The sequence below is a fragment of the Rhizobium sp. LARHSG275 genome (genome assembly GCF_052871115.1).
Genome location: NZ_JBIXJN010000024.1, coordinates 15,731 through 31,292 on the forward strand (window position 1 = coordinate 15,731; position 15,562 = coordinate 31,292).

A 15,562-nucleotide genomic window follows, 5' to 3' on the forward strand; every position below is an offset into this window, starting at 1 on the left:
CTCCCCGATCTCATCGGATTAGTTCGTTGAAATTCCAAAAGCTGTTAGAACTTGAGGCGTAATCGTTCCAGTCACCTTCAGCCCATAGGCATCCTGCATTTTATTTAGTCCAACCCTCGTCGCGGTGTCGACCTGCCCTGTTACCGGGCCGCCGAAATAACCAAAGGCAATCAGGGCTGTCTGAACCTGTATAACGATACGGCGAAATTTGTCTGAGTTGCCCGGCAACGTCTTCAGCGGCATTGGGGCTGTATTCGCCGGGGAAGATTGCGGGGCAACCTGCGTCGGATAGCTGCCGGTCGAAGTCGTCGCCGGTATGTTAGGAGTCGTCGGTAGGCTTCTGATGACGGGTCCCGGATTAGGCGAATAGCTCGGCGTCGGGTCGGGTTGCGTGTAGGTCGTGCTGTTGTTGTAGTCGCCGCGCGGCAAGACGTAGCCGCCACCAGAGGCCGATGCATGGCTCGCGTGACTGGCATGACTTGCGTGGCTCGAATGTGAGCTATGACCTGCGAGGGTGTAGACCTGCTTGACCTGCAGCCTCTCAAAGAGAATGGTTGCAGGGTTCTTTTTGGTAGGGCCGACAAGTGGCGCTGCATCGCTTTTTGATGGCATGAACCCAGCCGCAATCAATGACGGCACCAGGTAAACCCTGCGCTTTTTCATTGTCGTGACAGTCCCCCAAACCCCTGATCAGCTTTATACCATTCAAAAAATCCACCACAAGTGGAGCGCAACGCACATTCGCCGCACTCTTCGAGGAATTTGTTCTTCCAGTCTGAAATCGTGCTCGGTGCCAAATGCCGGTACTGTGGGGGAACCGTGCAAAGCGGAAAATTATAAAGAAGAGTCTGGAGACCGCGCCCGATCGCGAGATTGATGGCGCTCCGCAGTTGACCGAAATCCAGCGACGTATCCTTGAACGAATGCGCCCAATTCATTCTGCCGTAGCCGATATTTTCCAGTTGCATGATGGCCCAGACATCGATGAACGGAAGCCGGGTCGAGGCGTAGTCCGCAAGCCGTGGCAACACATCCCAGTTCTGCTGAAGGACAACCGTCCGAAGCTCGACGGCCGCCCCCGCCCTCATCAGCGTCACGAAATTCTGCGACAACGTTTCAAACGCACCCCGCTTTGCAACGATGCTGTCGTGAAGTTCGGCATGAGGCGCATACAGTGGAATGCCCCACAGCACGCGATCTCTTCCGATCTCATCAATAATGGCAATGTCGCCAGGTTCGAAAAACTGGCCGTTGGTCAGAACATGAAATGAGATATCCGGTCGGGCCTTCGCAGCGGCGACGAGGAATTGATACAGTCTTCGTTTGTGTAGCAGCGGCTCGCCGCCAGATATTGTTATCCGAGCGTTTTTCGGGGCCAAGGTCGCGGCGACTGTGAATTGCTCGAAGAGGTCGACGTGATATTTCTTCGGAGGTTGCGAGCACATCACGCAGAGTTGGTCGCATTGTTCGGTAACCAGGAAGGTGTTGTGCCTCGACCCTGCTCGCACCAATCGATGAGCTGAGTTTCGACCGGGAACTAGAAGGAGCACGTCGCCGTCGAGATCGGTTTGGGGACCGCAATAAACGCGAAGCGAATAGCCCGCGAGATCGAAGGTTTGACTCTCATGGTCACGATCGATCAGGACAGCATCATGCTCACTCTCCACCACGTCCGTGCGTAGGCGAACGATACTTGGATGGTCGATTGGAACGTCATCGATCTTGAGCCGCAAATCGATCATCTGTGTACCGGGGCCAGCGAAGAATCGAACTCCGGAATTCCGGCCCATGCCGCGAGGCTCTTGTGGGCTTTTTTGTCATCCGAATAGAGGAGCTCGAATATCTTATCGAAGATCGCGGTGTGCCGTCGGCAGAAGGTGGTATCCCGCTTCGGCACGTCGATACGACCATACCGTGAGAGGTCGTCGATCACGTCGATGCCGCAGGCCGCTTGGTATGGACAGTGGATGCAATCTGGATGGAACGAGTTAGTGGCTTCCTCATTCAAGACATCCAGCTTTACCTGATCGATGCCATCCCAAAGGTTGCCAAGACTCAGATCAATCTGTCCCACTCTCGTCACCATCCTTGCCTCGTCCGACGGATAAAACGTCCCGTCAAAATCGATGACTATGTAGTCCTTACCCAGGATATTCGGGTTGCGAAGGTCCACATGATGGTTATGGCCGCCGCGTAGAACCCGGCGAAGACAATGCGTGAAGTAGAATTCCTCGACAGGGAAATCTGCTGTCCAATTGTGCTCGATCAACGCATCAATGAAACGGCCATGATAGTAGTTCCATCGCTCGTCCATACCCGTTGTCTGGTATCGCTTCCGAGCGAAGCCTTGGTGGTTGATAGGCCGGAGGAAAATCGAACGAAAGCCGAAGTCGCCGAACGTCTCAATGATCTGGTTCGGGGTTGGCAAATTGTTGATATCAAGCGTGGGCAACGCCGACACTTTCCCTCGCCCTAGCCTTTCGATCCCATAGCGAAGGTTCGAAACAAACTGGTCGGTGCCGTCGGATGTGATTGTCCGCTGCCGTTGATGAGCCGAAAGGTCACCATCAAGCGACGTACTAACGAATGTGTCCGAAGCGTCGAGAAACGTCCAGGCTTCATCGGAAACAGACTGCAGATTGGTGCAAACGGTGAAGCTTACGTCCTCGAATTTGCGCCGCGCAAACTCTCGAACCGTCTGCAGCAGGTCCAATCGCAAAAGCGGTTCGCCGCCTTGAAACTCGATTTTCGCACTTGCCGTGTCCATGCCGTCTAGAAAACGAAGAACCTGGGCGAGCGCGTCCTCGGTCCAGTCAAATCCAGCGGTGTTCTCGTTTACCCGCGACACCTGGCAATAGCCGCACGCCAAGTTGCAACGAAGTGTCGGAACGAGAATGACATAGTTCAGCCCCTGCGGTCGATGCAGTCGCTGTGCCCACCGATATGCAAACCCCAGATACGCGGGGTCGCCTACTTCATCGAATGCGTACCCGTTCCTATGAAGAAACTCGGTGTCTGAGGCGGTCAAATTGCCACCGGCGTATCGCTCAAGGAAGTTGCGATCTCCCCGAAAATAGCCACCCGCATCGTCAGCAAAAAGGTAATCGGAGGCCAAACGCGTGAATTTCAGTGGGAAGACAGTCATCGCCCGAGAACACTGCTAATGAGAGCCCGTCGAAGGGGGAGCGTCTCCGAATAGATTTTCTCCCGGTAGAGGCAGTGGTGAAAATTTGCGATCAACGTGTCGACGGGCGACGTACCGTCATCGAATAGCGTAAGTTGCTTCGACACCTCGACCCTTGCCACTGCATTCGCCGCATTGAAACGAAGGACGGCCGCAGCAAGGTAAGGTCGATGCGCTTCATCGACATCGATCAAAGTGCGTCGTTCATATTTCTGGATCAGCGTGCTGGATTCTGTTCTTTCCATCAGACAATGACGATCGACTCCCTCTTCGCATCAATTGTAGCAACTCGGTCGCTGGATCACCAGATGGTTGTATTGCATTTCCTGAGAATAACGGGGATGCCCATCAGTTATCTTGTGGGGCCGGAAACCAATTCAGAAAAAAATGATCTCGCGGACGGGGGCCCTGAGCCCATATCGGCTTCTTGCAACGCCTCACGCCTGGCGGTTGATGATACCACCTCGTCCGGCTCGAAACTTGAACAATCCGTAGCTTCTGCTCAGTTTTGCACCGCCTGCGGAGAATATTACCGGTTATCACTTCTTCGCGTCTATGCTCCTTACATTCCTCAAGCCTGTGCTTGAGCCTTCCTGCTTATGCTGAGTGTCCGGTCAAAAATGCGGCATTTTCAATACCGTTCCCCTGTCGTAGATTGGTCAAAACACCTACCGCGATGATGGTCTTCTGTTCTTTTCGATATACCGCTTATTAAGGGACAGCTCCTATTTCCGCTCGCCCTCGGCATTGGGGCCGGGAGATATGGAATGCGAGTATGCCAAAACAAGACGTTTCCTCACGCCATTTTCAACGAAAAATCTCAGACTTCTGCGACGTCCGCGTCGCGCCGATTGCATCGAAGCAAGTCCTGGAGAATATCAAACCTTACCTCATCAGCCTGATCATTTATCGCAAGTCGCCGCCTTTGCTGAACGGCCGCATCAACTGGACGGCGATCGGTGAAATCTGCGGGATCGATGAGGGGATGACACCCGAGCTCAAAAACCATCTGCGCCCTGGTCTCGACGCCATCCTCCGATGGCTCCGCCTGCCGTCCGCAGCGGAAGACGTTCGGCCGTCCAAGTCGAAAACCACATCGTCCAAACCCGCTCGTCGCGCGCCAGCATTAACGGCATCCGCCACCCGCAAGCCCCAACGGCTGGGCAGCGACAACACCCCGGCCCAACCCGCCTCTGCGCCGCGAGGTCCGCAGCCAAAACCGATCCAGGAATTCCCCGAACCGCTCTTCGAGGCGGGGGACGATCCCGAGAGCTTTCAGGACGCGCTTATCTATCAAATGCGCCGCTTCGGCGACAGTTATTGGCAACTCTATCGCGCAATCATTCGTCTGGGTGAGAACTTCGACCACAAGACCCTGTTGTCATGGATCCAGGGTGAACGCGCGCCGAGATCGATTGCCAGTTTCCAAATCCTCGCCCGCATCGAGCGGCGCTACCGACTGACGCCGGGCTATTTCAAGGCGAAGCTTCCGCATCAGGCGCGTTCGCTCAACGGTCACGACCTTGGTGATATCAGTCCTGCCGAGCGGCGGCGATTGGCCTGGCATCTGCCGGACGATTTTGGCAGCCTGCCGTTTTCAAAACGAAAGGAAATCCTCGACTGGGTGCGGCGCGTCATTATTTCCGGCTCTACTGATTATCGCCGATACCAGGCGGCCGCCAGCAAGCAACGTTACGCCATCCGCTTTCCCGGCATCACCTACGGCGGCGGATCGCTGTCTCCCCGGTCGCCCGTGCTGACCAGCAGCACCGGTCGGAGTGCGGACGAACCCTTCGAGGATCCGGACCTTCTTTTCGGCGTGGCCGACGCGCCGCCGCGGCTGGCGCTGGAGATGGCGGACCTGATCCGCTTCAAGACCTCAACACTGACGGCGATCGGCTTTCAGCGCAATGGCGTGTGGGGCGAGGAAACGGCATCCCAGAAGGTCGAGCATCTTGGACTAATGTTCGGGGCGCTGGCCGCCTCACCCGCCGGCATCGTCAAAGGCCGCGGCGTCCCGCTCAGCCAGCTGACCTTCGGCATGCTGATTTTCCCAGGTGTCTGGGATTGGTATTTGCAATGGCGTGAGCAGCGACGCGGCTTCTACACCAAGTGGGAAGAAGACATGCTGATGGTCGCCCAAGCCCTCACCCGTGCCGAGGTCGGCTGGATCCGGCAGCATCCGGAGCTTCTGAAGAATGTTCGCCCGATCGAAGGCTTGATCGCGCCAGAGGAGATCGAATTCGCTTCGCGCGACTGGCACGGCGCCTGCGATGCGTTTCATCGACATGCTGCCAATCGCTCCAAGGAAGTCCAGCGGGTCATGCGGGTGCATCGCGATCCGTTCGAGCCGATCATGGTGATCCTCGAAGCGGACAGTCCGCTAGCAGAGTACCGCAAGATCACCGATGAGATCTTGAAGCGCATGCCGGACGAAGACCACTATCCGCGGCCGGCGGCGGAAGCTGTCCGCTCCTTCCTGATGCTCCGGCTCGGACTTCATCTGGGGCTGCGGCAAAAGAACCTCCGTCAACTGCGCGTCTGCCCGCGCGGCCATTTTCCGACGGCGGAGCGCCGGCTGGAAGATATGAAGTGCGGCGAGCTGCGCTGGAGCGACCGCGAGCGTGGCTGGGAAGTGCTTATCCCGTCCGTCGCTTTCAAGAATTCCGGCTCGTCCTTCTTTGGCCAGAAACCGTTCCGGCTGATCCTGCCCGACCTGCTCGACCTCTACAAATACCTGGACGCCTATATCGACCGGCATCGCGGTATGCTGCTCGCCGGCGCGAAGGATCCCGGCACTTTGTTCGTGAAGACGGTCAAGACGACCAGCATCGACGCCGCCTACGACTCCACGACCTTCTACGAAGCCTGGCGGACCGTCATTCAACATACGGGATCTACAATCCGTATACCGGTCGCGGCGCCATCAAGGGCCTGCTGCCGCACGGACCGCACAACGTCCGGGATATTCTCGCAACCCATATCCTCAAGCAGACGGGCTCCTACGAACAAGCGAGCTACGCTATCCAGGATACTCCGGATGTAGTGCAGCAGCACTACGGTCGTTTCCTGCCGCAGGATAAGGCGGCGCTCGCGGCAAAAATCCTGAACCAAGTTTGGGAACCGGCATAGGACGGAACGAGCGATCGGCCGGAACTCCGCTTACATGCGGTTCGGTCAGTGGTCTGCCGAGCTTGCCGCCGCGTCGAGTGGCAAGTTCGGTCTGCCTCGATTGCCTACAGTCTCATTCTGAGGGGCCATTTATCGCCAACTTCGCGGAAGCTGGTGGTATTTGCGTGTTGTTAATCACATGAATTAACGATGTTCTTTCGTGTTGCGGAAGTCAATTTCTCACTAACTTCCGTCACGATTAATGATGCTCCAAGCCTCATCTAACCATCGATAAGTACCTCTTATCGGTGGTAGATTGATTTCGCCCCGCAAATCAGAAAGAATCGGGGCAATCACGGTCCGAGCGGCCGCTGAAACCGTCCTTCTGGAGCGCCCGTGGCCAAACCCAAGACATCACTGACCGCCGTCGAGCGGCGCGCGGAAGAGCTCGACACGATCGCCGCCGTGCTGCCGATCGAGCGCCGCGACGAACTCGCCGAGCTGCTTACCGACCAGGACATCGAGACGCTGCGCCATCTCGTCAACCAGGGCATGGGCGACAACACGCTACGGGCCCTCACGTCCGATCTCACTTATCTCGAGGCTTGGGGACTGGCAGCCACCGGACGATCGCTGCCCTGGCCGGCACCCGAAGCACTGCTGCTGAAATTCGTCGCCCATCACCTCTGGGATCCACAGCGCCGCGAGACCGATCCTGATCACGGCATGCCGGCCACCGTCGACGCAAACCTCAGGAGCCAAGGGTTTCTCAAATCCGTCGGCCCGCACGCGCCATCGACGGTGCGCCGGCGGCTGGCTAACTGGTCGACGCTCACCAGATGGCGCGGTTTTGACGGCGCCTTCGCCTCGCCTGCCCTCAAATCAGCCATTCGCCTCGCCGTTCGCGCCGTTCCCCGGACGCGGCGTCGCAAGAGCGCCAAGGCCGTCACCGGCGATGTGCTGGCAAAACTGCTTGCAACCTGCACGACCGACAGTCTGCGCGATCTCCGTGACCGTGCAATCCTGATGGTTGCCTTTGCCTCCGGTGGTCGGCGGCGCAGCGAGATCGCCGGCCTGCGCAGCGAGCAGCTGTCCGTCGAGCCGCCAATCCCGGGGGACGATGGCCCTTCCCTCCCCTCTCTCGCCATCCATCTCGGACGCACCAAGACGACTAGCGGCGACGAGGACGACGTTGTCTATCTGACCGGTCGGCCGGTGGATGCCCTGAATGCCTGGATGGTGGCCGCCAAGATCGAGAGCGGCAGCGTGTTTCGGGGCATCGGTCGCTGGGGGACTGTTTCGCGACGGGCGATCGATCCGCAGTCGGTCAATGCGATCCTCAAGCAGCGGGCCGAAATGGCTGGGTTGGATGCTGGGGAGTTTTCCGCGCACGGGCTCCGATCGGGCTATCTGACCGAGGCGGCTAATCGCGGCATTCCCCTTCCCGAGGCGATGGAGCAGTCGCGCCATCGATCCGTGCAACAGGCGTCGAGCTACTACAATAATGCTACGCGTCGAAGCGGACGGGCTGCCCGTATGCTTTAATTGCGGGAGGAGGAGGATTTTCTTAAACCCGAGCGGCTGCATTGGACTGCATCCCCACAGCGGCCGTTTTTCCACCCTAGCTGGTTGCAATGATTCTCGTCAGTGAACTCGCTTGGATGCTAATTGAGTCGCCATGTCGCCACCGCCAAATGTATCCCTTGCGCCTATTGCTTCGAAGATTCCGGTGTACGGGTGAAAACGGCATCCGCAGATACAGCCTCGATAACGTATTGTAATTGCACATTAATGTTTAGATCTCTTTGCACGAGCGACGGTCGGCATTAAGGTTTTGTTAACCCTAAATAGCTTGCCAGCCTGTTAGAATCGATGCTTATTGCAAGCAGCGGAGTGATTAGGAAACTCTGCTCAGAAGCGCTATTTCAAGAAATCAGGTCCGGGGATGCCCAAAAACGCTGCAAAATTACCGCCAAAAGATGAAGACCTGATGGGGTTGATTGAGCGCCATTCTCGTTCCTTGTCGGCGCAACTGCAAGAGCATCAGCTCGCGACCTTTCCCCCTACGGCGGAAAAGGGCATCCGCACGTTTCAGCCAGCGGAGGCAGCAAAGCTGGTCGGCGTGAAAGAAGTATATCTGCGCCAGCTCGCAAACGAGCTCGAAGGTCTCCAGGTCAGCACCAGTCCGACCGGGCGCCGGTCGTATTCCGTTGAGGACATGCACAAGATCCGCAAGCACCTCGACCAGGTGGGCCGGGGCAATCGCCGCTATCTTCCACACCGCCGCGACGATGAAGCGTTGCAGGTTATCTCGGTCATGAATTTCAAGGGCGGGTCCGGCAAGACCACGACTGCCGCTCATCTGGCCCAGTATCTCGCGCTTCGCGGCTACCGCGTGCTCGCTATCGATCTTGACCCGCAGGCGAGCCTGTCCACACTCTTTGGCAACCAGCCAGAAACCGATGTCGGCGTAAACGAGACGCTTTATGGTGCGATTCGATACGACGACGCTCGCCCAATGGCCGAGATTGTTCGCGCGACTTACATTCCTGATCTTCATCTGATCCCCGGCAACCTCGAACTTATGGAGTTCGAACACGATACGCCGCGGGCGCTGATGAAGCGGAAGATCGGCGATACCATGTTCTTCCACCGGATCAACGAGGTGCTTGACCAAGTGGCACCCAATTACGACGTTGTGGTGATCGACTGCCCGCCACAACTAGGCTACCTCACCCTCTCCGCCCTGACCGCAGCCACCTCGGTTCTGATCACCGTGCATCCGCAGATGCTCGACGTCATGTCGATGAATCAGTTTCTGTCGATGACATCGGATCTGCTCCGGGAGATCTCATCGCACGGTGCGCGCTTCGACTATAACTGGATGCGCTATCTCGTGACGCGGTTCGAGCCGAGTGATGGGCCCCAGAACCAGATGGTCGGGTATCTCAGGGCGATTTTCGGAGAGAATGTTCTAAACTTCCCGATGCTGAAGACAACGGCCGTTTCCGATGCCGGTCTCACTAACCAGACCCTTTTCGAGGTGGAGAGAGGCCAATTCACCCGGGCCACTTATGATCGCGCGCTTGAGGCGATGAACAACGTCAACGACGAGATCGAGTCGCTGATCAAGAAAGCATGGGGAAGAAAGTCATGAGCAGGAAGGACATCCTCCGCACCCCCAAGCCAACCGCCGCCGTCGCGGCGCCGGTTGAAAGACCGATTAAGAGCCGAAGCATTCTTCCGCTAATGGGCTCCCCACCAGCGGAAGGAGCGACACCGGCATCATCGCGTCTCACTAGCCAGGTTGGCGGTGCTTTCGCAGAAGGTAAGGCGAGGTTTGAGCGCGCCGAAGAAATCGAAAAACGCCTGGCTGAGGGTCAAACCATCATCGAACTCGATACGGATACGGTCGATCCATCTTTTGTTCAAGACCGCATGCCCGGTGATATTGCCGGTCTTGTTGAAGCGATCCGCGAACAAGGCCAGCAGATCCCTATTCTGGTGCGCCCTCACCCCGAGGCACCGGGGCGCTATCAAGTCGCATTTGGGCACCGTCGTTTGCGCGCAGTCTCGGAACTCAACCTGCCGGTCAAGGCGGTTGTCAGGGAACTTACAGACGAGCAGCTCGTAATTGCCCAAGGTCAGGAGAACAATGAACGCCAGGACCTGACATTCATAGAAAAGGCGCGGTTCGCCTCTCGGCTGACCGAGCAATTTTCACGAGATGTCGTGATGGCAGCGTTGTCCGTCTACAAAAGCGATCTCTCGAACATGCTGTCGGTGGTGACCCGCATCCCCACGGAAATTGTCGACGCAATCGGCTCGGCGCCCGGGATAGGCTTGAAAAGTTGGGTGGCTCTCGCCGAGCTTCTCACGCGCGACGATGACCTTGAACAGGCTTCAACTTTCCTGCGATCGGCCGAGGCGAAAGCCCTGCCCTCGCCCGACCGGTTCAAGTCGCTCGTCGCCGGCCTCAAACCTACACCAACCAAGCGCGGACTACCGGATCTCCTGACAACGCCCGCGGGGCTACGTTTGGCCCAGGTAACGAAGAGTAAAACCAAGTTGGACCTGTCGATCGATCGGCGCGAGATGCCAGATTTCGCCGCCTTCGTCTTGGAGCGCTTGCCAGCGCTCTTCGAGGAGCATCGCTCCAGGAACAGCGCTCAAGACCATTTGAACAACGGAGATTAGCGGAAAAAGAAAAAGGCCCCCAAAACGTCGCCGTCGTGGAAACCTCTTTCAGATCTAAGCAACCTGAGAATCGCACTTCCACGGATATTCGTCAAGAGTCTTTGGCACCGATTTGGTGAGCCGATTTCTTTTGCCTTTTGAAAGGTGAAAGACGATGCAAACAGGAAGTGTGACGACGCCCTTCGGGCGGCGGTCGATGACGCTTGCCCTCGTGAAGCGACAAGTCGCTACAAGAGAGATCAAGGCGGGAAAATCTGTCGAAAAATGGAAGGTCTTTCGGGACGCTTCTGAGGCCAGGGAAGCGCTCGGCCTGCAGTCGAGCAGCCTTGCTGTGCTTGACGCGCTGCTGAGTTTCTACCCGGAGAACGAATTGCGCCAGGAAGCACAGTTGGTGGTGTTTCCGTCGAACGCACAATTGATCCTGCGTGCCCATGGCATGGCTGGAGCAACACTTCGCCGTCACCTTGCATTGCTGGTGGAATCCGGGTTGATCGTTCGGAAGGACAGCGCGAACGGCAAACGCTTCGCGCGTAAGAATAATGCTGGGGAAATCGAGAATGCCTTCGGTTTTGATCTCTCGCCAATGCTCGCCCGATCCGAAGAACTGGCTCTCATCGCCCAGAAGGTCGTTGCCGCGCGGTCCGCTTTCAGGAAAGCCAAGGAGAACCTGACGATCTGCCGCCGTGATGTTCGCAAGCTAATTTCGGCAGCAATGGAGGAGGGAGCTGAGGGCGATTGGGCAACCATTGAAGCAATATATGTCGAACTCGTTGCCCGCATCCCCCGTTCCCCGGCCATGAACGACGTAGCGGGGATTCTGGATGAAATGGAGCTTCTTCGCGACGAGATCATCAATCAGTTGGACAATCACCAGAATTCACAATTTAATAGCACCAATGACGCTCAATTTGAGCAGCACATACAGAATTCAAATCCCGAATCCACCTATGAACTTGAACCTAGCTCTGAAAAAGAGCAGGGCGCGAAGCCGAGCAAGCCCGACAAGCGAATGGTCGAGCCGCTGAAGGCTTTCCCTCTTGGTGTGGTGCTGAGGGCCTGCCAACAGATTGCTGACTATGGGCCGGGCGGGGCGGTCGGAAGCTGGCGCGACCTCATGTCGGCCGCAGTGGTGGTGAGGTCGATGCTGGGGATCAGTCCATCTGCTTTCCAAGATGCGTGCGAGGCTATGGGGCAGGAAAATGCCGCAGTGGCGGTCGGTTGCATCCTCGAGCGCGCAAATCTGATCAATTCGCCAGGTGGATATCTGCGGGATCTGACGCGGCGCGCCGAGCGGGGTGAGTTTTCTCTCGGTCCGGTAATCATGGCGCTGCTCCGCAACAGTGTTGGCAGGCTGCCTCAAGCAGTTTAGATCGCGGTTAGTTGCGACTAACCGCGCTAAGGGATTGAAAAAACAGGTGTTTCTGGATTGCTTGGCGTTTCCCTCGTCTAACCTACGCGGTTTGGCAGCGAAGTTCGTTCTGCTGCAATACAGGCATCGCGATATTGGATGCCCGGAGGGGAAAGTTTAGTGCTGGCTGTAGAGTTGCTGGTGTGAATCTCGGGTAATTTCTTTACCTACCATGGTCTGAAACACTCGAACCGGTCTGGCTTTCAGTTCTCAGACAATCGGGTGGAAGACAGGTGCTTGCGTTCGCTGGAATTGCTCAACAGGCGTCGCTGACGGGAGCTTATTGGCCGTTAGTCCCGACTAACCGCTTCAAGCGACTGAAATCACATCGGTTTTCACAGATGTTGACCAACAGTCTTCGTCGCCGCCAGGTTCTTCGAGTTGAGCGGCGCGCCGGCAATGAGTCCCTGAGTTTTCGAGAGGGTCTTGGATCCCCGGGTGCTGCGTACTTCTGAGTTGCGTCGGATGCCGCCTCAAGGTCATCGGGTTCATAAGCGATCATCCTGCGTGTCCACGAACGCGTCGCACGATCGGCTGGCGGGCGCGGATCAACCCTCCTCACGGTCTTAACACATGATCAAAGCTGCTCGCCCGGCGAGAAAGAGGGAAGAAGAGTGGCCAGTGCCGTTTAGAGCATAGCCTTACCGTCGGCCGCCTAAGCCAGGCTGCGTTCGCAAGTGACTGAGAAACGACTTAAGCGTTCATCGTCGATGACTCGGGTACGAATACCCCGCAGTTCCACCGCGCCGAGCGTCTCTCTCAGGCGAGAGACGCGTTTCGGGCTTCGAGGGTCGTAGCAAGCGCGAACCGGAATCCTCGGAACCCAAGGATGTCTGGATGAAAATTGTTCGCCGAGCCATGATGTGGCAATGTCATGACCGCAATCCGGTCACTAATGCCATCGAAAAATGTCTGCCATGGCTGCCGCCATTTATCTTGGCGAAGCGCGGCGTCGCCCGTGCCCAACCAGCCGATGCCATCAGTTGACCAGAAGAAGCGGCCGTAGGGTGGTTCTTCCAGCGAGGAGCGCCACTGCCGGGACGGATCTGTGTGCCTTGAAGTTGCGACTACCCGTTGAGATAACGGCTCAGAGTAAAGTGACATCGAAATCGCATTGTGTCCTCCGGCGAAATGCCGATTGTAGATTTCGACCAGCCGCTTCGCACTTTCGATAGACCGTAGGTGCTGAAGCAGCGATTTGGAGAGCTTTGCCTCTTCATTTCCCCGGAAACCAAGCGCCTTCTTGATGTCCCTAAGAAACCGCTTTCCGGCCAGATCGTCGACCGGATGGACATAGGGCAGGAGAATCCAATCGCCCTGCGCCATGCGTCACCTGTAAAGGCTTGCCACTCCAGTTAGAGATACGAACCGGATGCAGCCACAAACGCGCCGCTTTGCGTCTCTCGTGCTGTCGGATCCGCAGGAGTGAGCTTTTCAGCGATCAGGCCATGTGGCGCACGCATGTAAGTCGCCAGTCTGTTTGCCGATGAGCCTTTGGACGGGGCGTCATCAAGTCGTATTCGGCGTCCAGCGGACGAATCGTCGATCGGACCGTCGGGTTCTGCGCCACGGGGAGGAGGGACATCGTCGGGCCTGCCCGGCTGAAGGAATATGACTCGCTCTACACCTCTCCCGAGCCACCAGGCTACAGGGTTCTCAAAGTAGTCGAGTGAAGATCGGGAGGCCGCACCGCGGTCGAAATCGGAAAGAACGAAAAGCAGGCGCTCTACAACATCCAGGTAAGGAACGATGACCGTCTTCGCTGGCGCCATTGCCTGCAGACGATCGATGCCGTTGATGTGATCAGCATGAAGATGTGAAACAAAAAGCACGTCCGTCTTTCCGTCGCATGTTGCCCGGTAGAGCGACATTTCACTGTTGAAAGCGTCGCTTCGTTCCGAGCCGCAGTCATAGACATAGGAAAAGCTTGCGACGGGGCGCTCATTGGCAGAGCGCACGCCGTCGGGCGACCCCTCGACAATCGAGATCAATCCGGAGTGAAAGCCGCCATGGCCGACCGGGTGCTGGGTACGTGTAATTTTTGCGGTTGCATCTACGTGCGGTTTTTTTGGGTGAAGATCCTCGTTGGCAGTCGAGGGTCTATCGTTTGAGAAGCGATTGGGGTGGTGGCGACGTCGGCTCAAGACGAGATGGACGAGGTGTGCTGCATTTTTCCGCGGCCGAGAAGGCCCGCACGGATCTGCTCTGATTTTGTCGCGCCTGACGTCGAGGAAGGGGAGGGTGAAGACGGCTCTGAGTTTCGCTCACCGCCAATTGCCTTTTGCTTCAAACCTAGAAAACGGTTCTGCGCCGTCATGCGATCTTCCTCGCTCAGGGCTTCCAGCGGCCTACCGCCCAGATCATGGCGAACGGAATTGGGCTGGGCGCTCGCGAAATAATATCGCTTTGAGTGGACAAAGGCAGCAACCGCGCGGCGCAGCGTCGTCATGCCAACACCGGGTTTCAAAAGCGGGCGAATTTCCTTAAAGAGCCCGACAGCAAAGGGTCGGATAGGATCGCCTGGCCTTGCCGGCAGGATCCCGATCGGGCATACTAGCAAAACGTTTATGGCGTCTGCTTTCTGGATGTCGATCTCCGAAGCTACGATCGGGCCGCGGCTGACTGTCCAAGGTTTTGTCATAGGTTCCAACCCAATCTTTTCTTTCCCTGCGAGGCTGGGATCTACATCGTCTAAGCTGTTCTTGTTGCAGAAATGCATATTGCGGCAGCCGATCTCAAGGCCCGACTGCGGTTCATACGTCTGTTTGGTACAGAACAGTCTGCGCATGAGCTATGGAAATGCTCGCCCTCGTCTCCGCGGGAGTGGCGGTCCTTGGCAGAATCCTCTATATTGCAAACATGAGCGACGAACAGACCATATCGAAATCCACCAAGTCGGCCGTTGAGAAGGTCCTCCGTGATCGCCTCGGCCAGGCAGGGTTTTCTGGCGCCGACATTCGGGCCGATCGAGACAGCGATGGCGATCCGATCCTGCTCGTCGACGTGAATTATGCCTATTCGGACAAGCCGATCAGTTCGAAACTCACTTACGGTCTTTCGACTGAGGTGCGAAAGGCTTTGAGCGCCCTTGGAGAGACGCGGTTTCCGCATATTCGGCATCATTTCGACGAACAGCAGAAGATCGCAAGCTAAGTGTCGAATGATTTAATCGCCACCGCTCGGCGGCTCGCCAAGGCCAGCCCCAAGCGTCCACGCCAGTCCGACCTCAAACGTGGTGTCAGTACAGCTTACTATGCGCTGTTTCATGCGCTGGCTCGCGATTGTGCCGATCTACTGGTGGGGACAGGCGATACGCGCAGTGAGCCGGCATGGGCGCAAGTCTATCGGACTCTCGAGCACGGTGTCGCGAAAAATTCCTGCAAAGCAGCGGCAAGCCGCGGCTTTCCAGGCAATATCGTCTCATTCGCCGATACGTTTGTCATCCTGCAGGAAGAACGTCATCGCGCCGATTACGACCCGCTTGCGCGTTATGTGCGGGCAGAAGTCCTCGTTCTAATCGACAACTGTGAGCAGGCAATCAGAGATCTTGCATCGGCGACGCGATCGGATCGCAAGGCATTTGCGGTATGGGTTCTGCTCCAGAAAAAAAGATAACGCCCTCTCCTGGAGTTGGCGGCAGAACAAATAAAGAACAAAAATAG

13 protein-coding genes and 1 pseudogene are annotated in these 15,562 nt (G+C 57.0%); 8 read left to right on the forward strand and 6 right to left on the reverse strand.

From position 1 onward, the window contains the following. Positions 1 to 18: 18 nt before the first annotated feature. The 3 genes from hxsA to hxsB are packed head-to-tail and all read right to left on the reverse strand — an operon-like array spanning position 19 to position 3,145. Positions 19 to 663 carry a His-Xaa-Ser repeat protein HxsA gene (gene hxsA / locus ACIPSK_RS27195; RefSeq protein ID WP_446533070.1) on the reverse strand — a complete coding sequence of 215 codons (645 nt, stop codon included), beginning with the start codon at positions 661 to 663 and terminating at the stop codon, positions 19 to 21. Further along, positions 660 to 1,742 (reverse strand): His-Xaa-Ser system radical SAM maturase HxsC, encoded by a 1,083-nt coding sequence (gene hxsC, locus ACIPSK_RS27200; protein ID WP_446533071.1) that lies wholly within the window; start codon positions 1,740 to 1,742, stop codon positions 660 to 662. Before hxsC ends, hxsA begins: the two co-directional genes overlap by 4 nt. Beyond that, positions 1,739 to 3,145 carry a His-Xaa-Ser system radical SAM maturase HxsB gene (gene hxsB / locus ACIPSK_RS27205; protein WP_446533072.1) on the reverse strand — a complete coding sequence of 469 codons (1,407 nt, stop codon included), beginning with the start codon at positions 3,143 to 3,145 and terminating at the stop codon, positions 1,739 to 1,741. Before hxsB ends, hxsC begins: the two co-directional genes overlap by 4 nt. 209 nt (positions 3,146 to 3,354) lie before the next feature. On the opposite strand from hxsB, the gene ACIPSK_RS27210 reads away from it, so the two are divergent. The 6 genes and pseudogenes from ACIPSK_RS27210 to repC all read left to right on the forward strand — a co-directional run bounded on the left by ACIPSK_RS27210 (position 3,355) and on the right by repC (position 11,861). Then, entirely contained in the window at positions 3,355 to 3,771 is a 417-nt protein-coding gene (locus ACIPSK_RS27210) for a hypothetical protein (RefSeq protein WP_446533073.1), read from the forward strand. 188 nt (positions 3,772 to 3,959) lie between these two features. Beyond that, positions 3,960 to 6,316 (forward strand): annotated as a pseudogene (locus tag ACIPSK_RS27215) (hypothetical protein). A gap of 375 nt (positions 6,317 to 6,691) precedes the next feature. After that, positions 6,692 to 7,840, forward strand: a complete 1,149-nt coding sequence (locus tag ACIPSK_RS27220; RefSeq protein WP_446533074.1) for a site-specific integrase — start codon at positions 6,692 to 6,694, stop codon at positions 7,838 to 7,840. Between the two features lie 400 nt (positions 7,841 to 8,240). Further along, positions 8,241 to 9,452: a plasmid partitioning protein RepA gene (gene repA, locus ACIPSK_RS27225; RefSeq protein ID WP_446533075.1), complete on the forward strand. Its 1,212-nt coding sequence runs from the start codon at positions 8,241 to 8,243 to the stop codon at positions 9,450 to 9,452. Continuing rightward, complete coding sequence (gene repB, locus ACIPSK_RS27230; protein WP_063473619.1) at positions 9,449 to 10,492, forward strand: plasmid partitioning protein RepB; 1,044 nt, start codon at positions 9,449 to 9,451, stop codon at positions 10,490 to 10,492. The genes repA and repB overlap by 4 nt, the downstream gene beginning before the upstream one ends. 154 nt (positions 10,493 to 10,646) lie before the next feature. Then, complete coding sequence (gene repC, locus ACIPSK_RS27235) at positions 10,647 to 11,861, forward strand: plasmid replication protein RepC (RefSeq protein ID WP_130808573.1); 1,215 nt, start codon at positions 10,647 to 10,649, stop codon at positions 11,859 to 11,861. A 798-nt stretch (positions 11,862 to 12,659) separates the two neighbouring features. Here the strand turns inward: repC and ACIPSK_RS27240 are convergent. The 3 genes from ACIPSK_RS27240 to ACIPSK_RS27250 form a co-directional block, all read right to left on the reverse strand. Then, positions 12,660 to 13,226: a hypothetical protein gene (locus ACIPSK_RS27240; RefSeq protein ID WP_130808574.1), complete on the reverse strand. Its 567-nt coding sequence runs from the start codon at positions 13,224 to 13,226 to the stop codon at positions 12,660 to 12,662. 29 nt (positions 13,227 to 13,255) lie between these two features. Next, a complete protein-coding gene (locus tag ACIPSK_RS27245) occupies positions 13,256 to 13,891 on the reverse strand; it encodes an MBL fold metallo-hydrolase (RefSeq protein ID WP_162118171.1) in 636 nt (211 codons plus the stop codon). A 149-nt stretch (positions 13,892 to 14,040) separates the two neighbouring features. Further along, positions 14,041 to 14,541, reverse strand: a complete 501-nt coding sequence (locus ACIPSK_RS27250; protein WP_130808585.1) for a ProQ/FINO family protein — start codon at positions 14,539 to 14,541, stop codon at positions 14,041 to 14,043. Positions 14,542 to 14,699: 158 nt separating this feature from the next. Between ACIPSK_RS27250 and ACIPSK_RS27255 the strand changes: the two genes are divergently transcribed. Then, entirely contained in the window at positions 14,700 to 15,053 is a 354-nt protein-coding gene (locus ACIPSK_RS27255) for a hypothetical protein (RefSeq protein WP_017958513.1), read from the forward strand. Next, positions 15,054 to 15,515, forward strand: a complete 462-nt coding sequence (locus tag ACIPSK_RS27260; RefSeq protein ID WP_130808576.1) for a hypothetical protein — start codon at positions 15,054 to 15,056, stop codon at positions 15,513 to 15,515. It abuts the gene before it with no gap. The last annotated feature ends 47 nt before the right edge of the window (positions 15,516 to 15,562 follow it).

What these genes read in the sequence shown, in the direction of transcription:
- ACIPSK_RS27250 (WP_130808585.1), bottom strand. Translation starts at nt 14,541, where the DNA reads ATGACAAAACCTTGGACAGTCAGCCGCGGCCCGATCGTAGCTTCGGAG.
- ACIPSK_RS27210 (WP_446533073.1), top strand. Translation starts at nt 3,355, where the DNA reads ATGCGCTTCATCGACATCGATCAAAGTGCGTCGTTCATATTTCTGGAT.
- hxsB (WP_446533072.1), bottom strand. Translation starts at nt 3,145, where the DNA reads ATGACTGTCTTCCCACTGAAATTCACGCGTTTGGCCTCCGATTACCTT.
- repB (WP_063473619.1), top strand. Translation starts at nt 9,449, where the DNA reads ATGAGCAGGAAGGACATCCTCCGCACCCCCAAGCCAACCGCCGCCGTC.
- hxsC (WP_446533071.1), bottom strand. Translation starts at nt 1,742, where the DNA reads ATGATCGATTTGCGGCTCAAGATCGATGACGTTCCAATCGACCATCCA.
- repA (WP_446533075.1), top strand. Translation starts at nt 8,241, where the DNA reads ATGCCCAAAAACGCTGCAAAATTACCGCCAAAAGATGAAGACCTGATG.
- repC (WP_130808573.1), top strand. Translation starts at nt 10,647, where the DNA reads ATGCAAACAGGAAGTGTGACGACGCCCTTCGGGCGGCGGTCGATGACG.
- hxsA (WP_446533070.1), bottom strand. Translation starts at nt 663, where the DNA reads ATGAAAAAGCGCAGGGTTTACCTGGTGCCGTCATTGATTGCGGCTGGG.
- ACIPSK_RS27255 (WP_017958513.1), top strand. Translation starts at nt 14,700, where the DNA reads ATGCTCGCCCTCGTCTCCGCGGGAGTGGCGGTCCTTGGCAGAATCCTC.
- ACIPSK_RS27240 (WP_130808574.1), bottom strand. Translation starts at nt 13,226, where the DNA reads ATGGCGCAGGGCGATTGGATTCTCCTGCCCTATGTCCATCCGGTCGAC.